At 60.7% G+C, this 18,941-nt stretch carries 11 protein-coding genes; 5 read left to right on the top strand and 6 right to left on the bottom strand.

All coding sequences use genetic code 11. The features are described from left to right. Nucleotides 1-105 precede the first annotated feature (105 nt). From IZV00_RS14780 to IZV00_RS14770, 3 genes are read right to left on the bottom strand one after another with little or no spacing between them, the layout of a single operon-like run. Entirely contained in the window at nucleotides 106-3,186 is a 3,081-nt protein-coding gene (locus IZV00_RS14780) for an efflux RND transporter permease subunit (protein ID WP_196227187.1), read from the bottom strand. Nucleotides 3,187-3,188: 2 nt separating this feature from the next. Then, nucleotides 3,189-4,268 (bottom strand): efflux RND transporter periplasmic adaptor subunit, encoded by a 1,080-nt coding sequence (locus IZV00_RS14775; RefSeq protein ID WP_230463442.1) that lies wholly within the window; start codon nucleotides 4,266-4,268, stop codon nucleotides 3,189-3,191. Next, on the bottom strand, nucleotides 4,265-5,722 hold the full coding sequence (locus IZV00_RS14770) for an efflux transporter outer membrane subunit (protein WP_196227186.1): 1,458 nt from the start codon (nucleotides 5,720-5,722) through the stop codon (nucleotides 4,265-4,267). Before IZV00_RS14770 ends, IZV00_RS14775 begins: the two co-directional genes overlap by 4 nt. A 107-nt stretch (nucleotides 5,723-5,829) precedes the next feature. On the opposite strand from IZV00_RS14770, the gene IZV00_RS14765 reads away from it, so the two are divergent. Continuing rightward, a complete protein-coding gene (locus IZV00_RS14765) occupies nucleotides 5,830-6,480 on the top strand; it encodes a TetR/AcrR family transcriptional regulator (protein WP_196227185.1) in 651 nt (216 codons plus the stop codon). Between the two features lie 188 nt (nucleotides 6,481-6,668). Then, the gene (locus IZV00_RS14760) at nucleotides 6,669-9,086 is read left to right on the top strand and encodes a TonB-dependent receptor (protein ID WP_196227184.1); all 2,418 of its coding nucleotides are present in this window, start codon (nucleotides 6,669-6,671) and stop codon (nucleotides 9,084-9,086) included. Between the two features lie 210 nt (nucleotides 9,087-9,296). Here IZV00_RS14760 and IZV00_RS14755 read toward each other — a convergent pair whose 3' ends face one another. From IZV00_RS14755 to IZV00_RS14745, 3 genes are read right to left on the bottom strand one after another with little or no spacing between them, the layout of a single operon-like run. Further along, nucleotides 9,297-10,358: an AraC family transcriptional regulator gene (locus IZV00_RS14755; protein WP_268934791.1), complete on the bottom strand. Its 1,062-nt coding sequence runs from the start codon at nucleotides 10,356-10,358 to the stop codon at nucleotides 9,297-9,299. Between the two features lie 6 nt (nucleotides 10,359-10,364). Further along, nucleotides 10,365-11,333, bottom strand: coding sequence for a recombinase family protein (locus IZV00_RS14750; RefSeq protein ID WP_225870698.1), 969 nt, complete (start codon nucleotides 11,331-11,333; stop codon nucleotides 10,365-10,367). Nucleotides 11,334-11,373: 40 nt separating this feature from the next. Then, entirely contained in the window at nucleotides 11,374-14,283 is a 2,910-nt protein-coding gene (locus tag IZV00_RS14745; protein ID WP_006961814.1) for a Tn3 family transposase, read from the bottom strand. Nucleotides 14,284-14,670: 387 nt separating this feature from the next. Between IZV00_RS14745 and IZV00_RS14740 the strand changes: the two genes are divergently transcribed. From IZV00_RS14740 to IZV00_RS14730, 3 genes are read left to right on the top strand one after another with little or no spacing between them, the layout of a single operon-like run. Continuing rightward, complete coding sequence (locus IZV00_RS14740; protein ID WP_196227182.1) at nucleotides 14,671-15,927, top strand: hypothetical protein; 1,257 nt, start codon at nucleotides 14,671-14,673, stop codon at nucleotides 15,925-15,927. Next, the gene (locus IZV00_RS14735; protein ID WP_196227181.1) at nucleotides 15,924-17,579 is read left to right on the top strand and encodes a DUF1592 domain-containing protein; all 1,656 of its coding nucleotides are present in this window, start codon (nucleotides 15,924-15,926) and stop codon (nucleotides 17,577-17,579) included. The genes IZV00_RS14740 and IZV00_RS14735 overlap by 4 nt, the downstream gene beginning before the upstream one ends. Next, complete coding sequence (locus IZV00_RS14730) at nucleotides 17,579-18,934, top strand: DUF1552 domain-containing protein (RefSeq protein WP_230463441.1); 1,356 nt, start codon at nucleotides 17,579-17,581, stop codon at nucleotides 18,932-18,934. Before IZV00_RS14735 ends, IZV00_RS14730 begins: the two co-directional genes overlap by 1 nt. Nucleotides 18,935-18,941 lie beyond the last annotated feature (7 nt).

Genomic DNA, 18,941 nt, shown 5'->3' with positions numbered 1-18,941 from the left:
TGTGGCCGGCCCAGGTAGGTGTAGGAGAGTGCCTAAAAGGCACATCTAATTGAACATGCATGTTCGATAAGTCAAGCGATCAGTGAGCATCTGTCAACATTTCCATCATATGGGAAACGGATCGTCATCTCCCGGTTGACGCGGCGTCACCAGACGCGCGGCCCTTGGCGCGATCCATCTTTCGACGCTCTCGACGATCTCATAAATCACCGGGACGAAGATCAGCGACAACGCCGTTGAGGTAATAAGGCCGCCGATCACCGCCAGCGCCATCGGCTGACGAAATTCCGCGCCTTCCCCAATGCCCAGGGCTGTCGGAAGCATGCCCGCCGCCATCGCCACCGTCGTCATGACGATCGGCCGCGCCCGTTCACGGCATGCGTTGCGCAGCGCCTCCGTCATCGGCGTGCCCGCCCGCTCCTCCTCGATCGCGAATTCCACCAGCAGGATCGAATTTTTCGCGCACAGGCCAAGCAGCATCAGCAGGCCGATCATCGCGGGCAAGTCCAGCGTCTTGCCGAACAGCGTCAACGCGGCAAAGGCACCCAGCAGCGACAGCGGAAGCGCGGCCAGGATAACCACCGGCTTGAAGAAGCCCTTGAACAGCAGCACCAGCACCGAAAATGTCAGCCCGATACCCCCCACGATCGCCAGCATGAAGCCACCAAACAACTCGGACATCGCCTCCGAATCGCCCGTCTTCGCCTCCTGCACCCCCTTGGGCAGGTTGCGCATGACCGGCAATGCGTTCACTTCCTGCAACGCTTGGCCCAATGTCCGCCCGGCGATCAGGTCCGCCTCCACCGACACGCGCCGCTCCCGGTCATAGCGCACAATCTTGCCCGGTCCCGCCTTGAACCGGATATCCGCAACCGCCGACAAGGGCGTCGTCTGTCCATCGATGGTCGGCACGCGAAGGTTCGCGATCGTCTCCAGATCCTGACGCGATCCTTCGGGCAGGCGGACGCGGATCGGCACGCGTTCGTCGCCATCCGAATATTTCGCTACGCTGGCGTCGATGTCGCCGATGGTCGCGATGCGCAGCACCTGGGCCAGCGTCCGGCTATCGACGTTAAGGCGCGACGCCTCCTCCGGCCGGGGCGTCACGATCAACTCCGGACCTGCGGGCGGCGGCGCCGGGCGGGGGTCGGAAATCGACCGCACGTTGCGCATCTGCCGCAACAATTCGATTTGCGTGCGCTCCAACGCCTGCCCGTCTTCCCCGGCCAGCACGATGTTGACGCCAGCCGAACCGAACGTGCCCTGATTGGACAGGCGCACGTCCGGAATATCGCGCAATTTTGGCCTTATGATCTGCCGGAACTCGTCCGTCGTGACGTCGCGATCATGCTTCAGCACCACGGTCAGCGTGCCCGTGCGCATGTCGTCGCCCGCACTGAAGCCGCCGGATGTTGATCCTACCTGGGCAAAGACCCGTTCCACTGCGGGCTCTGCCGAAAGCATGCGGGTGGCGTCGTTCACTGCCCGCGCCATGTCGTCACGCGTCGCGCCGGGCGGCCCCTGCACCGCGATGTAGAGATAGCCCGGATTGCCAACCGGCTGGAATCCCACCGGGGTAAGGCTCGCCAGCAGGAGCGACAGAAGGAAAATCCCGCCACCGATCGCCATCGTCATCCATCGGTGTGCCAAGGCCCAATCCAATATGCGGCCATAAATTGGGTTTACGGGCCGCTTTTCCCGATGCGTCCGATCCTTGAGCGGGACAAGGAAATAGGCGGCCATCAGCGGCGTCAGCAAACGCGCCACGACCAGCGAGAAGAGCACCGCGACGGCCACGGTCAAACCGAACTCGCGGAAAAACTGCCCCGCCTGCCCTGGGATCAGCGATACCGGCGCGAACACCGCGATGATCGTCGCGGTCGTGGCGATCACAGCCAGACCGATGGCATCCGCGCCGATCAACGCGGCGCGATAGGGCGTCTCGCCAGTCTCGATCCGCTTCTCGATATTCTCCACCTCCACGATCGCGTCATCGACCAGGATGCCGATCACCAATGTCAGCGCCAGCAGCGTGATGCTGTTGAGGCTGAACCCCATGGCCGACATCAGGACGAAAGTGGGGATTAGCGACAGGGGCATGGCCACCGCCGCGATGATCGTCGCGCGCCAGTTGCGCAGAAACAGATAGACGACGATCACCGCCAGAAAAATGCCCTCGATCAGCACATGCTGGGTCGATGCAAAGGTCCGCCGCGTCGAATCCACCGTGGACACCAGCTTGGTGAAGGTGACGCCCGGATGCTCGGCCTCGATCTGGGCTATCGCCTTGACCGCCCGGTCCTCGACACTGATGTCGCTCGCTTCGCGCGTCTTGCTGATCTGGATCGCGGTTACCGGCCTGCCATCCAGCCGCGCAAATCCGCGCTGCTCCGCCGCGCCATCGCCAATCTCCGCAATGTCGCCCAAGCGAACGTAGCGGCCCTGAACCGGAATCGCGAGGTCGCGCAACCTGTCGATGGTCATGGATGACCCAAGGACACGGATCGTCTGTTCGACCGCCCCCACATCGGCTCGGCCACCCGGATCGTCACTGTGGAACGCGGCGAGCGCGTTGTTCACCTGCGGCGCTGTCACGCCCCGTGCCGCCATCCGCTGGGCATCCAGCACGATGTTGATTTCCCGATCCGCGCCGCCGATGCGGTGAACCTGCGCCACGCCTTGCTGGGCCTGCAATGCGCGCGTGACCACCTTGTCGACGAAGCGCGACAATTCCGTGTTGCCCATCGCGGGCGCGCTGACCGCGTAGGTCAGGATGGGCGCGGCATCGATGTCCAGACGCTGCACCAGCGGCGGGTCGATCCCCGGCGGCAAATCGATGCGCGCACGCTCCACCGCGGTACGGACATCGTCCGTCGCCTTCTGCATGTCGCTGTGCAGTTCGAACTCGACCGTCGTCGTGGACGATCCCAGCACGGCCGTAGAGCTGATATGCTTGACCCCAGCCACGCTGCTCAGCGCATTTTCGATCGGCCGCGTGATCTGGTTCTCGACTTCGCTGGGCGCCGCGCCATTCTGCGTCACCGTCACGCTGACGACAGGGAAATTGACGTTGGGGAACTGCTTTATGGGCAGGCCGATATACGCCACGATCCCCGCGATCGTCAGCAGGATGAAAAGCGAAACGACCGGGATCGGATTGCGGATGGCCCAGGCGGAAATACGCATGGTTATTTGCCCCTGCCCGCGGCGATCCGCACCCGGTCACCCTCCAGCAGGAAAGCGCCGCCACCCAGCACCGCCCGCACGCCGGGCTTCGCGCCGCTCAATATCTCGACCATGCCACCCGCGCGCCGCCCTGTCCGGACCGAAGCGCGATGGACCCGGTCGGCCTTGTCGAGCAACAGCATATAGGCGCCGTCCGCATCATAATGCACCGCGGCTTCAGGCGCGGCCAACACGGTGCCGCTGGCTTTGACGAACTCCGCCTTGGCAAATCCGCCGGGCCGCAATTGCGGGTTCACCGGCAAGGCGATGCGCGCGCTCGAAAGCCCCGTCTGATTATCGACACGCGCGCCCAGCAGCCGGATCTTGCCCGACAGCCTGGTGCCCGACGCCAATGTGACCGTCGCGGGATCACCGATGGACAGCGTTCCCATGGCCGCTTCTGCAACTTCGGCGTCCAATTCGACCAGATCGTCGCGCGCGATAGTGAACAGCACCGTTCCCGATGCGGACGGCTCGCCCGGCCGCGCGGATCGCTGGAGAACACGGCCCGCCACGGGCGATCGGATGATCAACCGGCTCTGGCGGGTCAGCAGGTCGTCAAGCTGCGCCTTCGCCACGCCCACGGCGGCCTGCGCCGATCGCGCTGCAATACGCCGCTGGTCGATCGCTTCCTGCGACAGCACGCCTTGATTATCGAGGCCCGCTACCCGGCCCGCGTCCATACGAGCCCGCTCATAGGCGACCTGCTGCTGGCTCAATTGAGCGCGCGCCTGATCGATCTGCGAACGCAGCAGCGTATCGTCCAGCACCGCCAACACCTGTCCGGCGCCTACCCTGGCATCCTCTTCCACCAGCACGCGAGCGATGCGATAGCCCGAAAGCTCCGGCGCGACCGCAACTTCCTCGCGCGGGATCAGGCGGCCCGAGGCGCTAAGACCTCCTGCCAGCGCCCGATGATCAATCAAGGCCACCGTCACGGTCGGCGGCGGCGGCTCCTTGGCCGCTTCCTTGCCCCCACCGCAGGCGGCAAGCAGCAGGGCGAGGGGAAGCGCCATGGCAAGGGGACGCAGCTTGAAGGTCACGGCATTTCCTTGGATTGAATAGGCAGGGCGACCGGCGGCTGTTCAGGCGCCGTCGCGGGATCATCCGGGCTCCACCCGCCGCCCAAAGCCCGGAAGGCGCCAACGGCATTGCCCAGCGCCTGTGTCCGCGCATTGGTGAGCGCCCGGCGTGCCGCGCGCCATGTCTGTTCTGACTGGATCAGTGTGGTAAGGTCAATCAGGCCCGCGCCATAGCCTTTCCGCCCCGCGTCAAACGCAAAGCGCGCCCGTTCCTCGGCAAGGCTGAGGTCGGTGATCCGCACCCGATCGGCAGCGACCAGCGCCAGCGCGATGTCGGCATCCCGAAAGGCTGCCTGCACCGCAGCCTCATAGCTCACCACGGCGCGTTCGCCCTGCGCCTCCGTCGCGCGCAGCTGCGCCATCAGGCGGGTGCGGTCCAGGACCGGCAGGCTCAATCCGGCGGCGATGGACCAGAGGCTGGAAACGCCGCCCGCCACCCCGGACGTCCGGCTGATGCTGCCGTTGCCCTGAAGCGTGAAGCGCGGAAACAGCGCCAGCCTGTCGACCTTGACGGCGCTCGTCGCTGCCGCGACCCGTGCCTCGGCAGCCAATATATCCGGTCGTCGCGTCAGCAGCGACGCGGGCAGCAGCGGCGGCACCGGCGGCGCCGTATCGAGCCGCGCCTCTATCTGCAGGCTATCGGTCGGGGCGTCCGGCGTTCCGATCAGGACCAGCAACGACCGCTTGGCGTTTCGCAGCGCCGTCTCGATCCGCGTCAGCTCTGCCTGCGCCGTTGCCGCGTCACCTTCCAACCGGGCCGTTTCCGAAGCGGCCACCAGCCCGCGATCGCGGCCGAGCTGTGAGGCTCGCTCCAATTCTCTCGCGATGCGCAACCCCTCCTGCGCGTCGTCGCGTTGGACAGCCAATCCTCGCGCCTCGAACAGCGCGCTCGCAACATCGGCGGCCAGGCTCAACCGGGCAGCATGATAATCATAGGCCGCCGCCACATAGGTCGCCCGCGCGCCTTGCCCGATCGCGCTCAGCCTGCCGAACAGGTCGAGTTCCCAGCTGGGACTGAAGGCCAGCGACTGGCTGTCACTGCGCGCGGTGGACCCGAACAGATCGGTGCCCGACAGCTGGCTGCCATCCTGTATCTTGGCCGATCCGCTGACGGCACCCGTCGGCAGGCGCTGCGATAGCGACTGGTCACGAATGGCGCGCGCCTCGCGCAGCCGGAAATAGGCTGAACGGGCATCGGTATTCTGCGCCAGCGCCTGTTCCACAAATGCGGAAAGTTGCGGATCGTTAAAACGCATCCACCAGCGGTCCAGCCTTTCCTCGGCGGCCAGGGCGGGTGCCGCTTCGAACCGCTCGGGCAACGCGATCCTGGGGCGCGCGAGTTCGATCGACGGCGCGCAACCACACAGCAGCGCACAGAACAAAAGTGATGAACGGCGCGGGCCAGAAAGCGGCAAGCGGAATGACTCCAACCTTGATCGACAGCGACACGGATAGCGCCGCGACAAAAAGAAACAAGATTGTTTATTTTCAACCGAAGCTTTTTTTGCCAATGCTTTCCTTCATGGTTTCCACTCCCCCCATCCGCCGCCCCGGCCGCCCCCGCCGCGAAGAAAGCGGCGACGTCGAGCAGCGCCTGGTCGATACCGCGATGCAGCTGCTCGTCGAACATGGGCCGAACCTCACGATGAACTCGATCATCGCCGCATCAGGTCTCTCGCGGAAAACCGTCTACGCCCATTACCCCAACAAATCCGCGCTGTTTGCTGCGGTCGTCCGGCAAATGCTGGGTTATGGCCTGGAACCGATGACCGTCCCTCCCCGCCCCGACTGGCGCGAAAGCCTGCTCGCATTCGTAGAGGCGTGCCTTGTCGAAGTGTGCGAACCCTATGCCACCGGCATGCGCCGCCTGTTGATGTTGAACCCCTCCTTCATGGAAGAAGCCCGCCCTCATATCGAACAGGTCGTCGTGCGCCGTTATCTCGACCCCATGATCGCATTTCTACAATCGCAGATCGATCAGGGCAGCATCCCTGATCAGGATGTGGCTTTCGCGGCCGAGTCTCTCACCAGCCTCATCCTCTCTGAATCCCATCGCCGCTTTTTTCAGGGCGAGGCCGAAAACAGCATCGATCCGGTCCATCTCAATGCTCATGCGCGCCGTTTGACCGGCTTGTTTTGCGGCGGCATCTTGGCGCCAACGCAAAGCTGCTGAGGTAAGGTTTGGCATCACCTTTCTCGCTCGGCTCAACCAACCGGCGAAGCAATTTTGCTCATGCGGTTCATTTCGCACGTCGCCGTTCAGAAAAGCGTTGCCAGCGTTGTCCACTCGAATATAGTGCGCGAAACGGCCCAAATTAACGAGAGCCGTTTAACAGCAACACCCTCAGGGGAGGATTATCGATGCGAATTAAGCGTGTCTCACGCGCGGCGCTCCTGTGCGCTGGCGTTTCTGCTTTTGCTGTACCCGCGCTGGCTTATGCACAGGCCGGAGCTGAAAATTCCAACAATGAAATCATCGTCACCGCCACGCGCCGGGCGGAAAAGCTGCAGGACGTGCCGATGTCGGTGAACGTCGCAACTGGCGAACAGCTTGAAAAATTCAAGATCTTCGACATCAAGGACGTCTCCCAACTCGCACCGGGTCTCGAGTTGAGCAACTCGACTGGACGGAATAATACGACGACGCTGCGTGGCATTACCTTCGATCCGGATCAGGGTACCGCTCCGGCGGTGCAGGTCTATCTTAACGAAATTCCGGCCGATGCGCAGACTGTTTACACCGCCATGTACGACATCGGGCAAATCGAAGTGCTGCGCGGCCCGCAAGGCCTGTTGCGGGGCCTCTCTGCACCCGCGGGTTCGATCACGATCACGACACGGCGTCCGAACTTTGACGCGCCGGAGGGTTATGCCCAGGCAACTGCAACCGACCGCGCTGGCTATAACGTGCAGTTTGGCGCTTCTCTGCCTTTCAACGACAAGCTGGCTATTCGCCTCGCCGGCGTGGTTGACGGCAACCGCCTCAATCAAGTGCGCGACGTCAATCGGAATGGCCAACGGTCAAGGAGCCGCACCGAGAGCGTGCGTGGCACCCTGGGTTGGAGGCCGACCGAGGATTTTACTGCCTATTTGACCTACCAATATCTGTATGCCGACAACCGGCAGTTCCAGCAGGTTATAGGCAGCGGCAACACGCCCTTTTATCTTGATGGCTTCGATTTTACACAGCCTTCCTATGGCTTCGGCTTCATTGTGGCTCCGGACACCTCGGTTTCGTCCGGACCGCCCTTGACCGCTTCCGACTACAAGGCGGTGCAGGAAGGGATCTTCCGTAACCGCAACGAAACTCATATCGTCAATCTGGTGACTGATTGGGATTTGGGTCCAGCTACGCTTTCGGTCCTAGGCTCTCACCAGTTCACTAAGTTGAAAATCAGCCGCGACCTCGACACGGGCAATGCCGTCCCCGGTTACGTGCCGACTTCGGATGTAGTCACGCCATATAAGGTGGATACGGCCGAAGTGCGGTTGTCGTCGAACAACGACGAAGGACTTGGTTGGGGCGTGGGCGCTTTTTATCAAAAGCAGACCGGCACCACCATTGTAAATCAGGCGCAGGATACAATCATCGCCCCAACGTTGCCGTTTACCATCTCCCCTCTGGATTTGAGGATCGTCGTCCCGGTTGACACATCGACTTGGTCATTCAACGGCAATCTGCGTTACAAAACGGGTCCACTGACGGTCACCGGCGGCCTGCGCTACTCCATCATGAAGAACACGCAGGTCACCAGCATCTTTTTCGATCCGTTGCCTGCGTCGATCCCGTCAAATCCCATTGTGGACGGACCATTCCGTGGTAACGAGAAGCCGATCACTGGTGGCGCGACAGTCAACTACGCTTTCTCGCCCGCTCTGAATGCCTATTTCTCCTATGGCCATTCTTTCCGCGCGGGCAGCCATGGGGTAGCAACGCCCGCCTTCATTTCCAACGACCTTGTTCAGACCTCACCTGAAAAGACCGATTCTTTTGAAATCGGTCTCAAAGGCTCTGCCCTCGATCGCAAGATCGATTTTACGGTCGCGGCCTTCTATCAAAAGCTCGATAATTTCCTCAATCGCTTCACCGGCATCTACTACGATGTGCGACGTACATTTATCATAAATGGCCAACCGGTTGACTATCAGTCTAGTGGCGGCTTCGACTTCAACTACAACACCAAAGCCAAGGTGAAGGGGATTGAAGCCGAGATTAACGCTCGTCCCACCTCGGACTGGGATCTGAATATCAGCGGCTCATATGCCAAGGCCCGTTTCGACAATGCCACTATTCCGTGCAACACATTCGATGTAAACGGCAACCCAACTGTTGTCGGCACGGGAGATGTGAGCTATTGCACGACCAGCGGACGCATGGCGGAAGTTCCGGATTTCACTCTGAGGGCCAACACGGAAATCCGTTTCCCCATGGGAACGGTTACACCATATGTCCGTGCCCTGTTGGATTACCGCCCCGGCTTCCATTCCGAACGCGCGAACTATAATTACAGGGATCGCGAATTGCTCAATCTGTTCTTGGGCGTGCGCTCGGATGATGCGGGCTGGGGCATTGAACTGTTCGCACGCAATGTGCTGAATCAGAAGCGTGTCACGAACATCTCAACGGGCAACAGCACGATGTCGACCTACTGTGCGCCCGGATATTATCTAAATCCGGCACTGTGCAACGGTAATGGCTTGCCGCTCAACTCCGGCTATCGCACGGCGAACGTGATGAACCCCCGCGAGTTCGGCGCAACGCTCAGCTTCAAGTGGTGATAACCTCCGTGGCCTCTCTTCCCTTTCGGGGGTAAGGGGGGCGCAGACTTATCCAATGTCTAGACCCTGTTCCTGCATTGCGGGGGCAGGGTTCTCTTTTGGCGGAGAGCCACCCTCCTGGAGAAGCGGTCGCAGAGATTGACAGATTCCCCGCCATTCTTGATGCCTCCACTTGAACGGTCGGAAACCGCGAGCGTCGGTCTTGATATATCACTCAGAAAATTCTCTCTGGTTCGCACTTGCGCCACTTCCCAGACGGTAGGATGTCGGGGAATGGCTGGTCCATGCACGAAAGGCTTGGCGGAAGGCGTCTGAATCGCAATAATCCAGTCGCCCAGCGATTTCCTCGATCGACAAGCCAGTCCTCCGTAACAAATGCAGCGCCAGTTCGCGACGGCAGCTTTCGCGCACCTGACGGTAGCTTGTACCCTCCCGCGCCAGTTGGCGGCGCAGCGTGGCTTCGCTTCCCCCTAAAGCGGTGACGATTTCTCCGAAACTAGGCAAACGCTGGTCATTTTTGAGCGCTGCCATCGCAATGCCGCGAACGCGTATCTCGGTTGGCGTCCGGTCGGCTTCCTGAGGGTTGGAGACGAACAGGAGATTGCTGAGCGGCCGTCGGTGCTGGTCTTCCCAGCTACGCATTACGGGATAATCCAGCAGAGACGCACTAAAATCAAAGCCGCTCCAGCCTTCGTTGAGGCGCACCGGGAAAGGCAATACCGGCAGGTTAAGCGCCTCGAATATTTCGGGCGCATGATTCAACCAGGCGTTGCGCGCTGGAATTGCGTGATCGATCAGCCAACCGAAAAGACCATGTATTTCCATCAACCCAAAAAGGTCGATCAAGCAGCCCGCTGACGTCGACCCGCCGGGTCGCATAGCCTGCAATTGAAGTTCCGCCCTGTCCCCATGGGTCCGCAGCGCCATTTTGCCACATCGCCAGTCTATAGCTTCAAAACAATCGCAGCAGCGCATGATAGCTTCACGCAAGGTTCGTGCGCTCGTCAGGCTGTACATTATGACGCGCCAATCGCACGGACCCAGCCCCCGGCGTCCTACCATCACCGCGTCCCGGCGTGCCAGTTCGTTAATCGCCTGGCTTGTCATCCGCGCAAGATCGGCAACCGGCAAGCTTCTCAACAAACTTCCCCCATCGACCGACCGGCCTGCATGGGCAAAAAGCGGTTCGGCGGACCCGAACGCCTCGGCATAAATGGCCCAGTCGGCCCGAAGCTGCGATTTTGGCCATGTTGAAGAACAAAGATTGAACATGGCGATCTACCAGGCTCGCTCTTGTCCTCCAATCTCGTAAACATCGGTCTCGATCGAGCACCTGTAGCTCTCTGCGATGTTGAACATCTCTGTCTGGAGAGATGCGATCTCATCATCGAGGCTGACGCCATCGGCACCCTGATCATAGGCGACGGTCAGCGTGTAATCGCAGTTCCCGGTCTTTTGCATCTGGTAATCCCGCTCCAGCATCGCCTCAATGCGCTCGCGAGCGGGCTTTCTGCCACGACCATGCTTGTTGAAGTTCTCGATGGTCAGATGCAGGGCGATGGTGACAGAAGGCGGCTTTTCCGGCAGCCCGATCCTTGAAGGAATGACGTCAAGCGCCCGATAGACGGTCATTCTTGAGATCTTGAGGTCGCGCGCGACGCTGGCCTTGCTCGCGCCGGCGGTGATCCGGCGTCGGATTTCATCGTCATCGATGTTTTTCTTCCGGCCTTTGTAGACGCCTTCGGCGCGCGCCGCCTCGATCCCGGCGCGCTGCCGGTCCTTGATGAACGTCAGTTCCATGTCCGCGACCATGCCCAGAATGGTGATCACCATCCGCCCCATGCTTCCGGCCGTCGTCACCTCCGGCTCAAGCACCCGCAATGAGGCTCCCTTCTGGTCGAGTTCATGAACCAGATTGAGAACATCGCGTGTGGAGCGACCGAGCCGATCGAGACGCAGGACGACGAGTTCGTCATCGGCGCGCAGGAACTGCATGATCGTCTCAAGCTCCGTGCGTCCAGTGCGCGATGCGCCCGAGCCTGTTTCGGAGCGGAGGATTTCACAGCCCGCTGCCTTCAACCGGGCAACCTGGATGTCGAGATCCTGGTCGATGGTGCTGACGCGGGCGTAGCCGACGCGGGTCATGGGCAAATCCGTCACATTAGGGTGGCTTTGCCCTCGTACAGTAACATTGGTGACGGAACCACCCTTTTGTGACATGTCGTATATGTCACTTCCGATCGTCACGTTCGGGTGCACCCAAATGGTGCGAGCGGAAAGGCCCCGGTCAGGCAGCAAGCCGCCCAAAATCGATCCGGCTATTCAGATCGAGGTCGAAGCGGCCATAAGGATTGACGTGGCTGTAAATCAGCGGTGTGAGGCCGCGATAATCATCCGGCGTCATCCGGCCCGTCCATTTCGGTTCCACCAGCACGCTCTGAAGCATTCGGGTGTTCACATAGACAAGCGACGCTTGCAGCAAATGTAGCGCCAGGACCGAGAGCTGCTGCTCATCGATGCGGTTAGTGGCGATCTCGCCGCCCTTGCCGAAGAAAACGAACCCATTGGCACTGTTCCAGTTTTCAACGACATTCAGGCCTTCATGAATTTCGCGGCGGAAGGACTCCTCGCGCAGATACCGGCACAGGAAGATCGTCTTGACCGCGCGGCCCAGCTCACTCAACGCCTTGTAGGTCGGGTGCATCACCTCGGAGCGGCTAAACCGGCGCAGGATCGCCTCCGGGTCGGCGGTTTTTGTCTGCATCGCGGCTGCATATTTGACCATCTCGTCATATTGCTGCTCGATCTCATCCCAGTTGATCGGACTGGAGAGGATCGGCTGCAAGTGGGGAAGCCGCGTTCGCATGCCGACATCGGGAAGAGCCAGCTTCTGGCGAGCGATCGCTTTCAGGCGGGGTGCAAGCTCAAATCCGAGAAGCCGGCAAAATGCAAAGCCAACCGCGCTTTGGCCATGACTATCAACATATTGTCGCTGGATTTCCATGTCGGTGCAATGGCGCAGCACGCCCTCGATCATGGAGGCGACCTCGGAGGAAGAGCAGCGCTTGAGCTGGGAATAGACGCATGTCGCGCGTCGTTCGACATGCCAGTAGATCATGACGCCCCGTCCACCATAACGCGCATGCCATTCCGTCATCAGGTTGCGATCCCAGGCTCCGAACTTTGTGGAATCTGACGCACAGGCCGTGCCGGCGTCCCCCCAGACTGCAGCATTGCGGATTGCCAGGGTCGCATTCGCAACCCTGGCACACGCCTCCTTGAGCGCCGCGGCATGAACGAAGCGGCGATGGACATGCAGCAGCTCTTCATAGCTGACATCGGGGGTGGCGCCGGCGATCCGCTTGAGCCCGGCATTCGTTCCCAGGCCGTAGAGGCATAGCAGGAGACGTTGATCCAGCGCGGTTTTCGGCAGTGCAACACGCGAGGCCGATGTTTCGAACGCTTCGAGAAGTCCCGTATCAAGGGCAGCCTCCTTCAGTACGTCGAGCAGCCCGGTCATCGGCCAGCGTTGGCCGATCTCGGTCTTGATCGAGGCGAGACCCCTGGGTTCGGGCAAGGGTTTGAACGGGGTGAGAGATATACGGTTCTCGCCGCGCCACAGCAGCCGAACCTTGTCGTTCCGGGGAATATTGGCATTGAGGAGCAACAGTTCCTGAGCAAGCTCTTCCCGGATGGCGCTTGAAAATGCACGCGCATCCGCCGTCAGGTTCAATCCTGTGTAATATGCTTCTCGCCGCGCATCGAAGTCCTTGGGAAGATCGTCATCGGGATTGCGGTATCGGTCCGCCCCGACAACCCAGATTTCCTTAGAACGGATGCGATCGCGCAGTTGCGCGAGGACACAAAGCTCATAACTGATCCGGTTTACGCGCCCCTCTTCATCAATGACGGAACTGCGCCATCTCGCCGGAATGACCTCGTCGACCGGCACTGCGTGCGGCGGCACGTAGCGGCATCCATCATCCACTTTGCTTCTGATCCAGTCCAGGGCCGCCAGCACCGGACGCCACACGGCGTTGTTCGACCGGAACTCCAGTGCCGAAAGCAGGCTTGGCAGCATACGGCGATAATGATTGGCCCATGACCTCCGCATCACCTTGTAGATCCGCCGATCCAAGGCGCCCTTTGCCTGGCTTTCCTTGATGATCGCCGCCAGTTTGTCCTTGCCGGCGATTGGGAAAATGACATCGCAGATGCGCCCGGATGGATCGTCGATCGAAGCGCTGGCAATCTCGACCAGGAGTCGCTCCTTGCCATAGACCCGCTCGATGTCTTTCGCGATATCGCCCACCACCTTGCGTTTCGAGCGCGATCCGATCTTATGGACCGTCTCGATCAGCAGGTCGACCATCGCATCCGTAAGCTGAGCTTCCCGCGCCATCAGATAAACGGCATAGAGCCCGAGCTGGCGCGCCGGTACATGCCGGCGCATCTCCGAGGCTTTCTCGCCGGCAACCCGGCGAACGATCTGATCGACCCATGCCTTGCCCGTGACCGATAGGAAATCTCGGGGAAGAGCAAGCCGTTGGATAAAGGCGAGTTTGGCGGTCACGCCAAGAATGTTTTCGAGCGTCGCCTGACCTGCATCCCCCTTCATCGTGTTGAAGCCGGTCGGGCCATCGGGATCGGCGAGCGAGGCTTCCAGCAAGGCGACCGCATCCGGCGCAAGCCGATCGCGGACTCGGGCCAACAGGGCCTCCAGATAGAGGTGTCGTTGCGAACGGACGAGGCGTTCCAGCTCCTTGCGCGACGGCCCATAGATACGGCGGTCGCGGCACCACAGGAAAACATGCTCGAGCATGGCATTGATCGGCTGCCCGCCCGCACAAAGATCGTCGGAAATCCACCTCGACAACGCCCTGCGATCCGTCTGCGTCATACGGCGGAACCCGAGATGCCGCAAAATCTCCGCGCAATGCCGGCGGGCGGTGCGCCCGGAAAAATCATAGTGGTTCACGGATTTGGCATCGAGACCAAGTTGCTCCGCCAGATACAAGACACCGTCGGAGGGTATCGACGCATGATCCGGCACAAAGAAGCCATGCCCGGCGAAAAATCTAAGCTGAACCGCCAATCCCAGTCGTGCCGTCTCCGCTTTGCCGGTCACGAACGCGATGTCCGAAAAACTCAGGCTCCAGGAGCCGATCAGATCCCCACTCGAAACGCCAAGGCTCATAACGCCGCTCCCTTATCGGAGCGGAACGTCGTTCCTCGCATGGGCGATCGTCAACAACAACCAGCCCGTTCCCGACGTGTTCTCCAAGATGACCAAAATCGCAGCTTCGGGCCGACTGGGCCTAAATGGCGAGCACGCGCTCAGCCACGCTCTCGGCAAGATGCCATTCGCCGGATTCCGTCTGCAATGGCCGCATTGGTACTTCCCTTGATTTTCGATCAAGCTAGTCGATCCAACGCCCAGGATAAATCTTTCTGTTTCGGGTTTTGGCGTAAAATGGATGCGCGAAATTGCCGCGCTACATGATCGATTTTGGGGTGGTGGCAAAACGCAGGAAGAGTCATGAAAACTGAAGCGCTCGCATAAAGCGGCATCAGAGAGGATTATATGAAGGGCAGAAAGGGATCGACCGCCAATCGGTCGACCAGAGCATATGTGGTCCTACCCCTGATCGCGGCGTCCCTCATCGGTGCCGACGCCCCCACGGGCGGTGAAGTCGGCGTGCATGCCTTCGTACTCAGCAATATCTATCTTGCCCAAGGTGGGGAAAAGGATAGCTGCCCAGTTCCCGATAGCGGTGACCTCGATCGTTTCTATGCCATGCTGCCGCCTGCCGAGCAGGCCAAATATGCCGGTAAGGAAAAGCGGCAGGAACTTGAGCAGCGGATGAACGAATATTTCAAATTCCGCAGAATATTTCTTCGCGGCGACCGCTCATCTTCCGTGATCTTCCCGCCGGGCTACGATCCAAAGGCAGAGCCAACGCAGGAGCTGGCGGCGGCGATCGGCGCCCTGAACGGTTTACCCAAAGGCGCCGGGCGGCTCGCCTTCCAGAAGCGCGAAGTGGTCTACAGCGCCTGCTCCAACCCCGCCGATTTCCCGGCATTGGCGAAGAACTTCAAAACCTATGAGGGCAAGGTTGCCGCCGGTATCAACCTGGATGGTAAAGACGGAAAATTGGATTTCGAAGGGCCAGATGGCACGAACGGCGTCGATAACCGGCTTTGGCGTGCCGTCGGCTGCGTTTCCACCTTTCGCGAAAACGGCAAGGAAGAAGTTGCGGGTAAAACCATGATCTCGGCCCGCGCGCCCACTGTAATCGAGCTTCGCGGCGTCGACAGCCTTCAGGATGACCCTGAAGTACGCGTCACCATTCTTGCTGTCAGTGAACCGCTGACCCGCGACGGGCGTGGCGGCCCGCTCGCCCGCGCCACCTTTACGCCCGATCCCGATCCCCGGCTTCGCGCTACGGTCTCAGGCCACATTACAGGCGGCGTCCTGACGACGGACCCCGTTGATCTGACGATGAACTACAAGGAACAGATAGTGGATGCACCGCGCCACATCCGGGGCGCCCGGCTGCGTGCCAAGTTCAGCCCTGATGGCTCGATAGAAGGCAGCATCTTTGGCTATTACACGCTGGACAGCTTCTATGACTCCATCGAACAGATGACGCAGAATGGCGCCAATCTGACGCGAGTATCCTGCCCCGGCGTTCGCAAGGCGATTGATCGTCTGGCAGATGGCTATCGTGATCCGCGCACTGGCCGCTTCACTGCCATATCGTCGGCCTATGATTTCGTCGGCGTAAAGGCCTTCCTTGCTGCGCCCAGCCAAGTCGCACAAAGCGAGGTGCGTCCATGAAGGTGCGCGCCCTTCCCTCGCTTGCCCTAGCTGGCGCCTGCCTCACCCTTGGGCTCAGCATCGCCCTCAACGGAGCGCGCGCCGACGAAACGCATGCGGACACCCCTCCGAGTCAAATCCGGCGACTGACGGAAAGCCAGTATCGCAGCGTCATCGCCGATATTTTCGGCCCCGACATCAAGATTGTCGGCCGGTTTGAGCCAGATCTGCGCATCGACGGACTTCAGGCGGTTGGCACAAGCGCCGTCTCCGTGACGGCAGCGGGCCTTGAACAATATGAGACGTTAGCCCGCAGCATCGCGACGCAGGTGACGGACGAGCAGCATCGCGAAAAACTGATCGGTTGCGCACCTACTCCGGCGGACAAGGACGGCGCTGCTTGCGCCCGCCAGTTTATTCAACGTGTCGGCTCACAACTATATCGGCGCCCCTTGAGCGAGGGCGAAGTTGCAGCTCTTACAAGGTCAGCGACAGAGGCGGCCGCTACGCTCGGGAATTTTCACGCAGGTCTGGCGGCAACGCTTGGCGGAATGCTGACCAGCCCCGAATTTCTGTTCCGTATAGATCGCCCTGCCCCCTCGCGCCGGAGTGTCGATGCATGGTCGAAGGCAAGCCGCCTTTCCTTCCTGTTATGGAACAGTGCGCCAGACCAGACATTGCTCGACGAAGCACGCAGCGGCGCGCTCGACACCCAGGCAGGACTTGCCAAGGCCGTCGATCGCCTGATCGCCTCGCCACGGTTCCATGAGGGTGTTCGCGCCTTCTTCACAGACTATCTGCGCTTGGACGGAATGGACGATCTGGCGAAGGACTCCCTTATCTATCCCGCCTATTCGCAGGCCATCGGCACTTCGCTGCGAGACCAGACGCTGCGCACCATCAGCTGGTTGCTGGTGGATCGGAAGGGTGACTATCGCGATCTTTTCACGACGCGGTCGATCGCGATGAACCGCACGCTTGGCCCGATTTACGACGTGCCGGTGACCAAGTCCGACTGGTATATTTATGAATTTCCGCAAGGTGATCCGCGAACCGGATTGCTCACGCATGCCAGCCTGCTGTCACAGCATTCGCATCCGGGCCGCACCTCACCGACACTTCGCGGGGTAGCGCTGCGCGAGATATTCCTTTGCGAGAAAATCCCCGCCCCGCCCGCGAACGTCAATTTCGCGGTGGTGCAGAATGTCGATAACCCGACGCTCAAGACTACGCGCGCCCGGCTTCAGGCGCATCTTGATGATGAGGAATGCGCCAGCTGCCACCGCCGCACCGATCCTATAGGTTTGGGGCTGGAACAGTTTGACGGCGTCGGCCAGTTCCGAAAGGTCGAACATGACGAGGTGATTGACGTCACCGGCGATTTCGAAAAGCAGGCCTATAATGGCGCCGCTGCTCTTGGGCAATTGTTCCACGACAGCCCGCGCGTCAGCAGTTGCCTTGTCCAGTCGGCATGGCGTTACGCCCATGGACGCAATCCGGCGGAAGCTGACGAATCCGGGATAGCGCGACTGAGCCAGGGCTTTTCGGCGGGCGGCTATCGCTTCCCATCCCTGATGCGCGCCATCGCGCTGGACCCCGCATTTTACGCCATGCCGCGCCTTGCTCCTGAAAGCCGCGTGGCAACTGTTCGCAGATCAAAGGAGACTGGCTGATGTTGATGAATGGAACGACACGGCGCGGTTTCCTGCTGCGCGGAATATTGGGTGGCGGTGCAGTTACGTTGGGACTGCCCCTGCTGGACGCATTTCTGGACAATAACGGCACAGCCTTTGCCGCGACGCTTGGGGGCGGGCGCCTACCCGTGCGCTTCGGCACATGGTTCTGGGGATGCGGGATGATCCCGGATCGCTGGCAGCCAAAGTCCATGGGGGCCGATTACGACCTGCCCCCGCAGCTTGCGCCCATTGCCGCCGTGAAGCAGCATGTAAGCGTCCTGACCGGGTTCGACGTGATGCTGGATGGCAAGGGCAATCTGCCTCATCTGTCGGGCAACACCGCCGTGCGCACAGGCGCGCCCGCGGACGATTGGCTCGCCATTCGGGCACCTACGCTAGACGTCCTTATCGGCGATGCGATCGGCGGCGGCTCCTTCTTCCGTTCGCTTGATCTTTCAGCGGACGGCAATGCACGCACCAGCTATTCGTTCCGCGACGGACGCAGCATGAATGCCGCCACGCCAAGCCCGGTCGAATTTTACCGCAAGATTTTCGGGCCGGACTTCAACGATCCCAACAAGGCCGATTTCAAGCCCGATCCGCGCATCATGGTGCGCCGGAGCGTATTGTCCGGGGTTACCGAACAACGCCGCGCACTGGAAGCCAATCTGGGCGCGACCGACAAGGCCCGCCTGGACCAATATTTCACCTCCGTCCGCGAGATGGAAGGAAAGCTCGCGCTACAGTTGCAGAAGCCACCCCCGGCCGAAGCCTGTGTCGTACCCGCCGAAGCACCAGCCGTGTCAGGCGACATCACGGATGTTCAGCAACGGAAGATCAATCACAAGCTGATGGCGCAGATGCTGGCGATGGCGCTGGCCTGCAACCAGACCCGCGTGTTCAACATGAACTTTTCGACAGCAGCATCCGATCTGCGTCAAGCGGGCCAAACGACGGGCTATCACCAGAACACGCATGAGGAAATGATCGACCGGGCCATCGGGTATCAGCCGACCGTGGATTTCTTCGCCACCCGCAGCATGGAAGCCTGGGCGGATTTCGTGTCGGCCCTCGCCGCGATTAAGGAAGGCGACGGAACCCTGCTCGACAACACACTGGTATTTGCGCATTCGGACGTATCCTATGCCAAGAACCATGATGTTCTGGGCATTCCGGTGATGCTGGCTGGGCGCGCAGGCGGAAAGGTCAAATCCGGCATCCACGTCCATGGCAATGGAGAGTCGATCAGCCGTGTCGGCTTGACACTTCAACAGCTTATGGGAATTTCGGTCGACTCATGGGGCATGGATGCCATGAATACCAAGCGACCCATCGGCGAAATATTGGCGTGACGATCAC

It is taken from the genome of Sphingobium sp. Cam5-1 (genome assembly GCF_015693305.1).
Lineage (GTDB): Bacteria > Pseudomonadota > Alphaproteobacteria > Sphingomonadales > Sphingomonadaceae > Sphingobium.
This window is presented reverse-complemented; position numbering and strand designations above follow the sequence as displayed.

What these genes read in the sequence shown, in the direction of transcription:
- IZV00_RS14740 (WP_196227182.1), top strand. Translation starts at nt 14,671, where the DNA reads ATGAAGGGCAGAAAGGGATCGACCGCCAATCGGTCGACCAGAGCATAT.
- IZV00_RS14730 (WP_230463441.1), top strand. Translation starts at nt 17,579, where the DNA reads ATGTTGATGAATGGAACGACACGGCGCGGTTTCCTGCTGCGCGGAATA.
- IZV00_RS14745 (WP_006961814.1), bottom strand. Translation starts at nt 14,283, where the DNA reads ATGAGCCTTGGCGTTTCGAGTGGGGATCTGATCGGCTCCTGGAGCCTG.
- IZV00_RS14765 (WP_196227185.1), top strand. Translation starts at nt 5,830, where the DNA reads ATGGTTTCCACTCCCCCCATCCGCCGCCCCGGCCGCCCCCGCCGCGAA.
- IZV00_RS14755 (WP_268934791.1), bottom strand. Translation starts at nt 10,358, where the DNA reads ATGTTCAATCTTTGTTCTTCAACATGGCCAAAATCGCAGCTTCGGGCC.
- IZV00_RS14760 (WP_196227184.1), top strand. Translation starts at nt 6,669, where the DNA reads ATGCGAATTAAGCGTGTCTCACGCGCGGCGCTCCTGTGCGCTGGCGTT.
- IZV00_RS14780 (WP_196227187.1), bottom strand. Translation starts at nt 3,186, where the DNA reads ATGCGTATTTCCGCCTGGGCCATCCGCAATCCGATCCCGGTCGTTTCG.
- IZV00_RS14735 (WP_196227181.1), top strand. Translation starts at nt 15,924, where the DNA reads ATGAAGGTGCGCGCCCTTCCCTCGCTTGCCCTAGCTGGCGCCTGCCTC.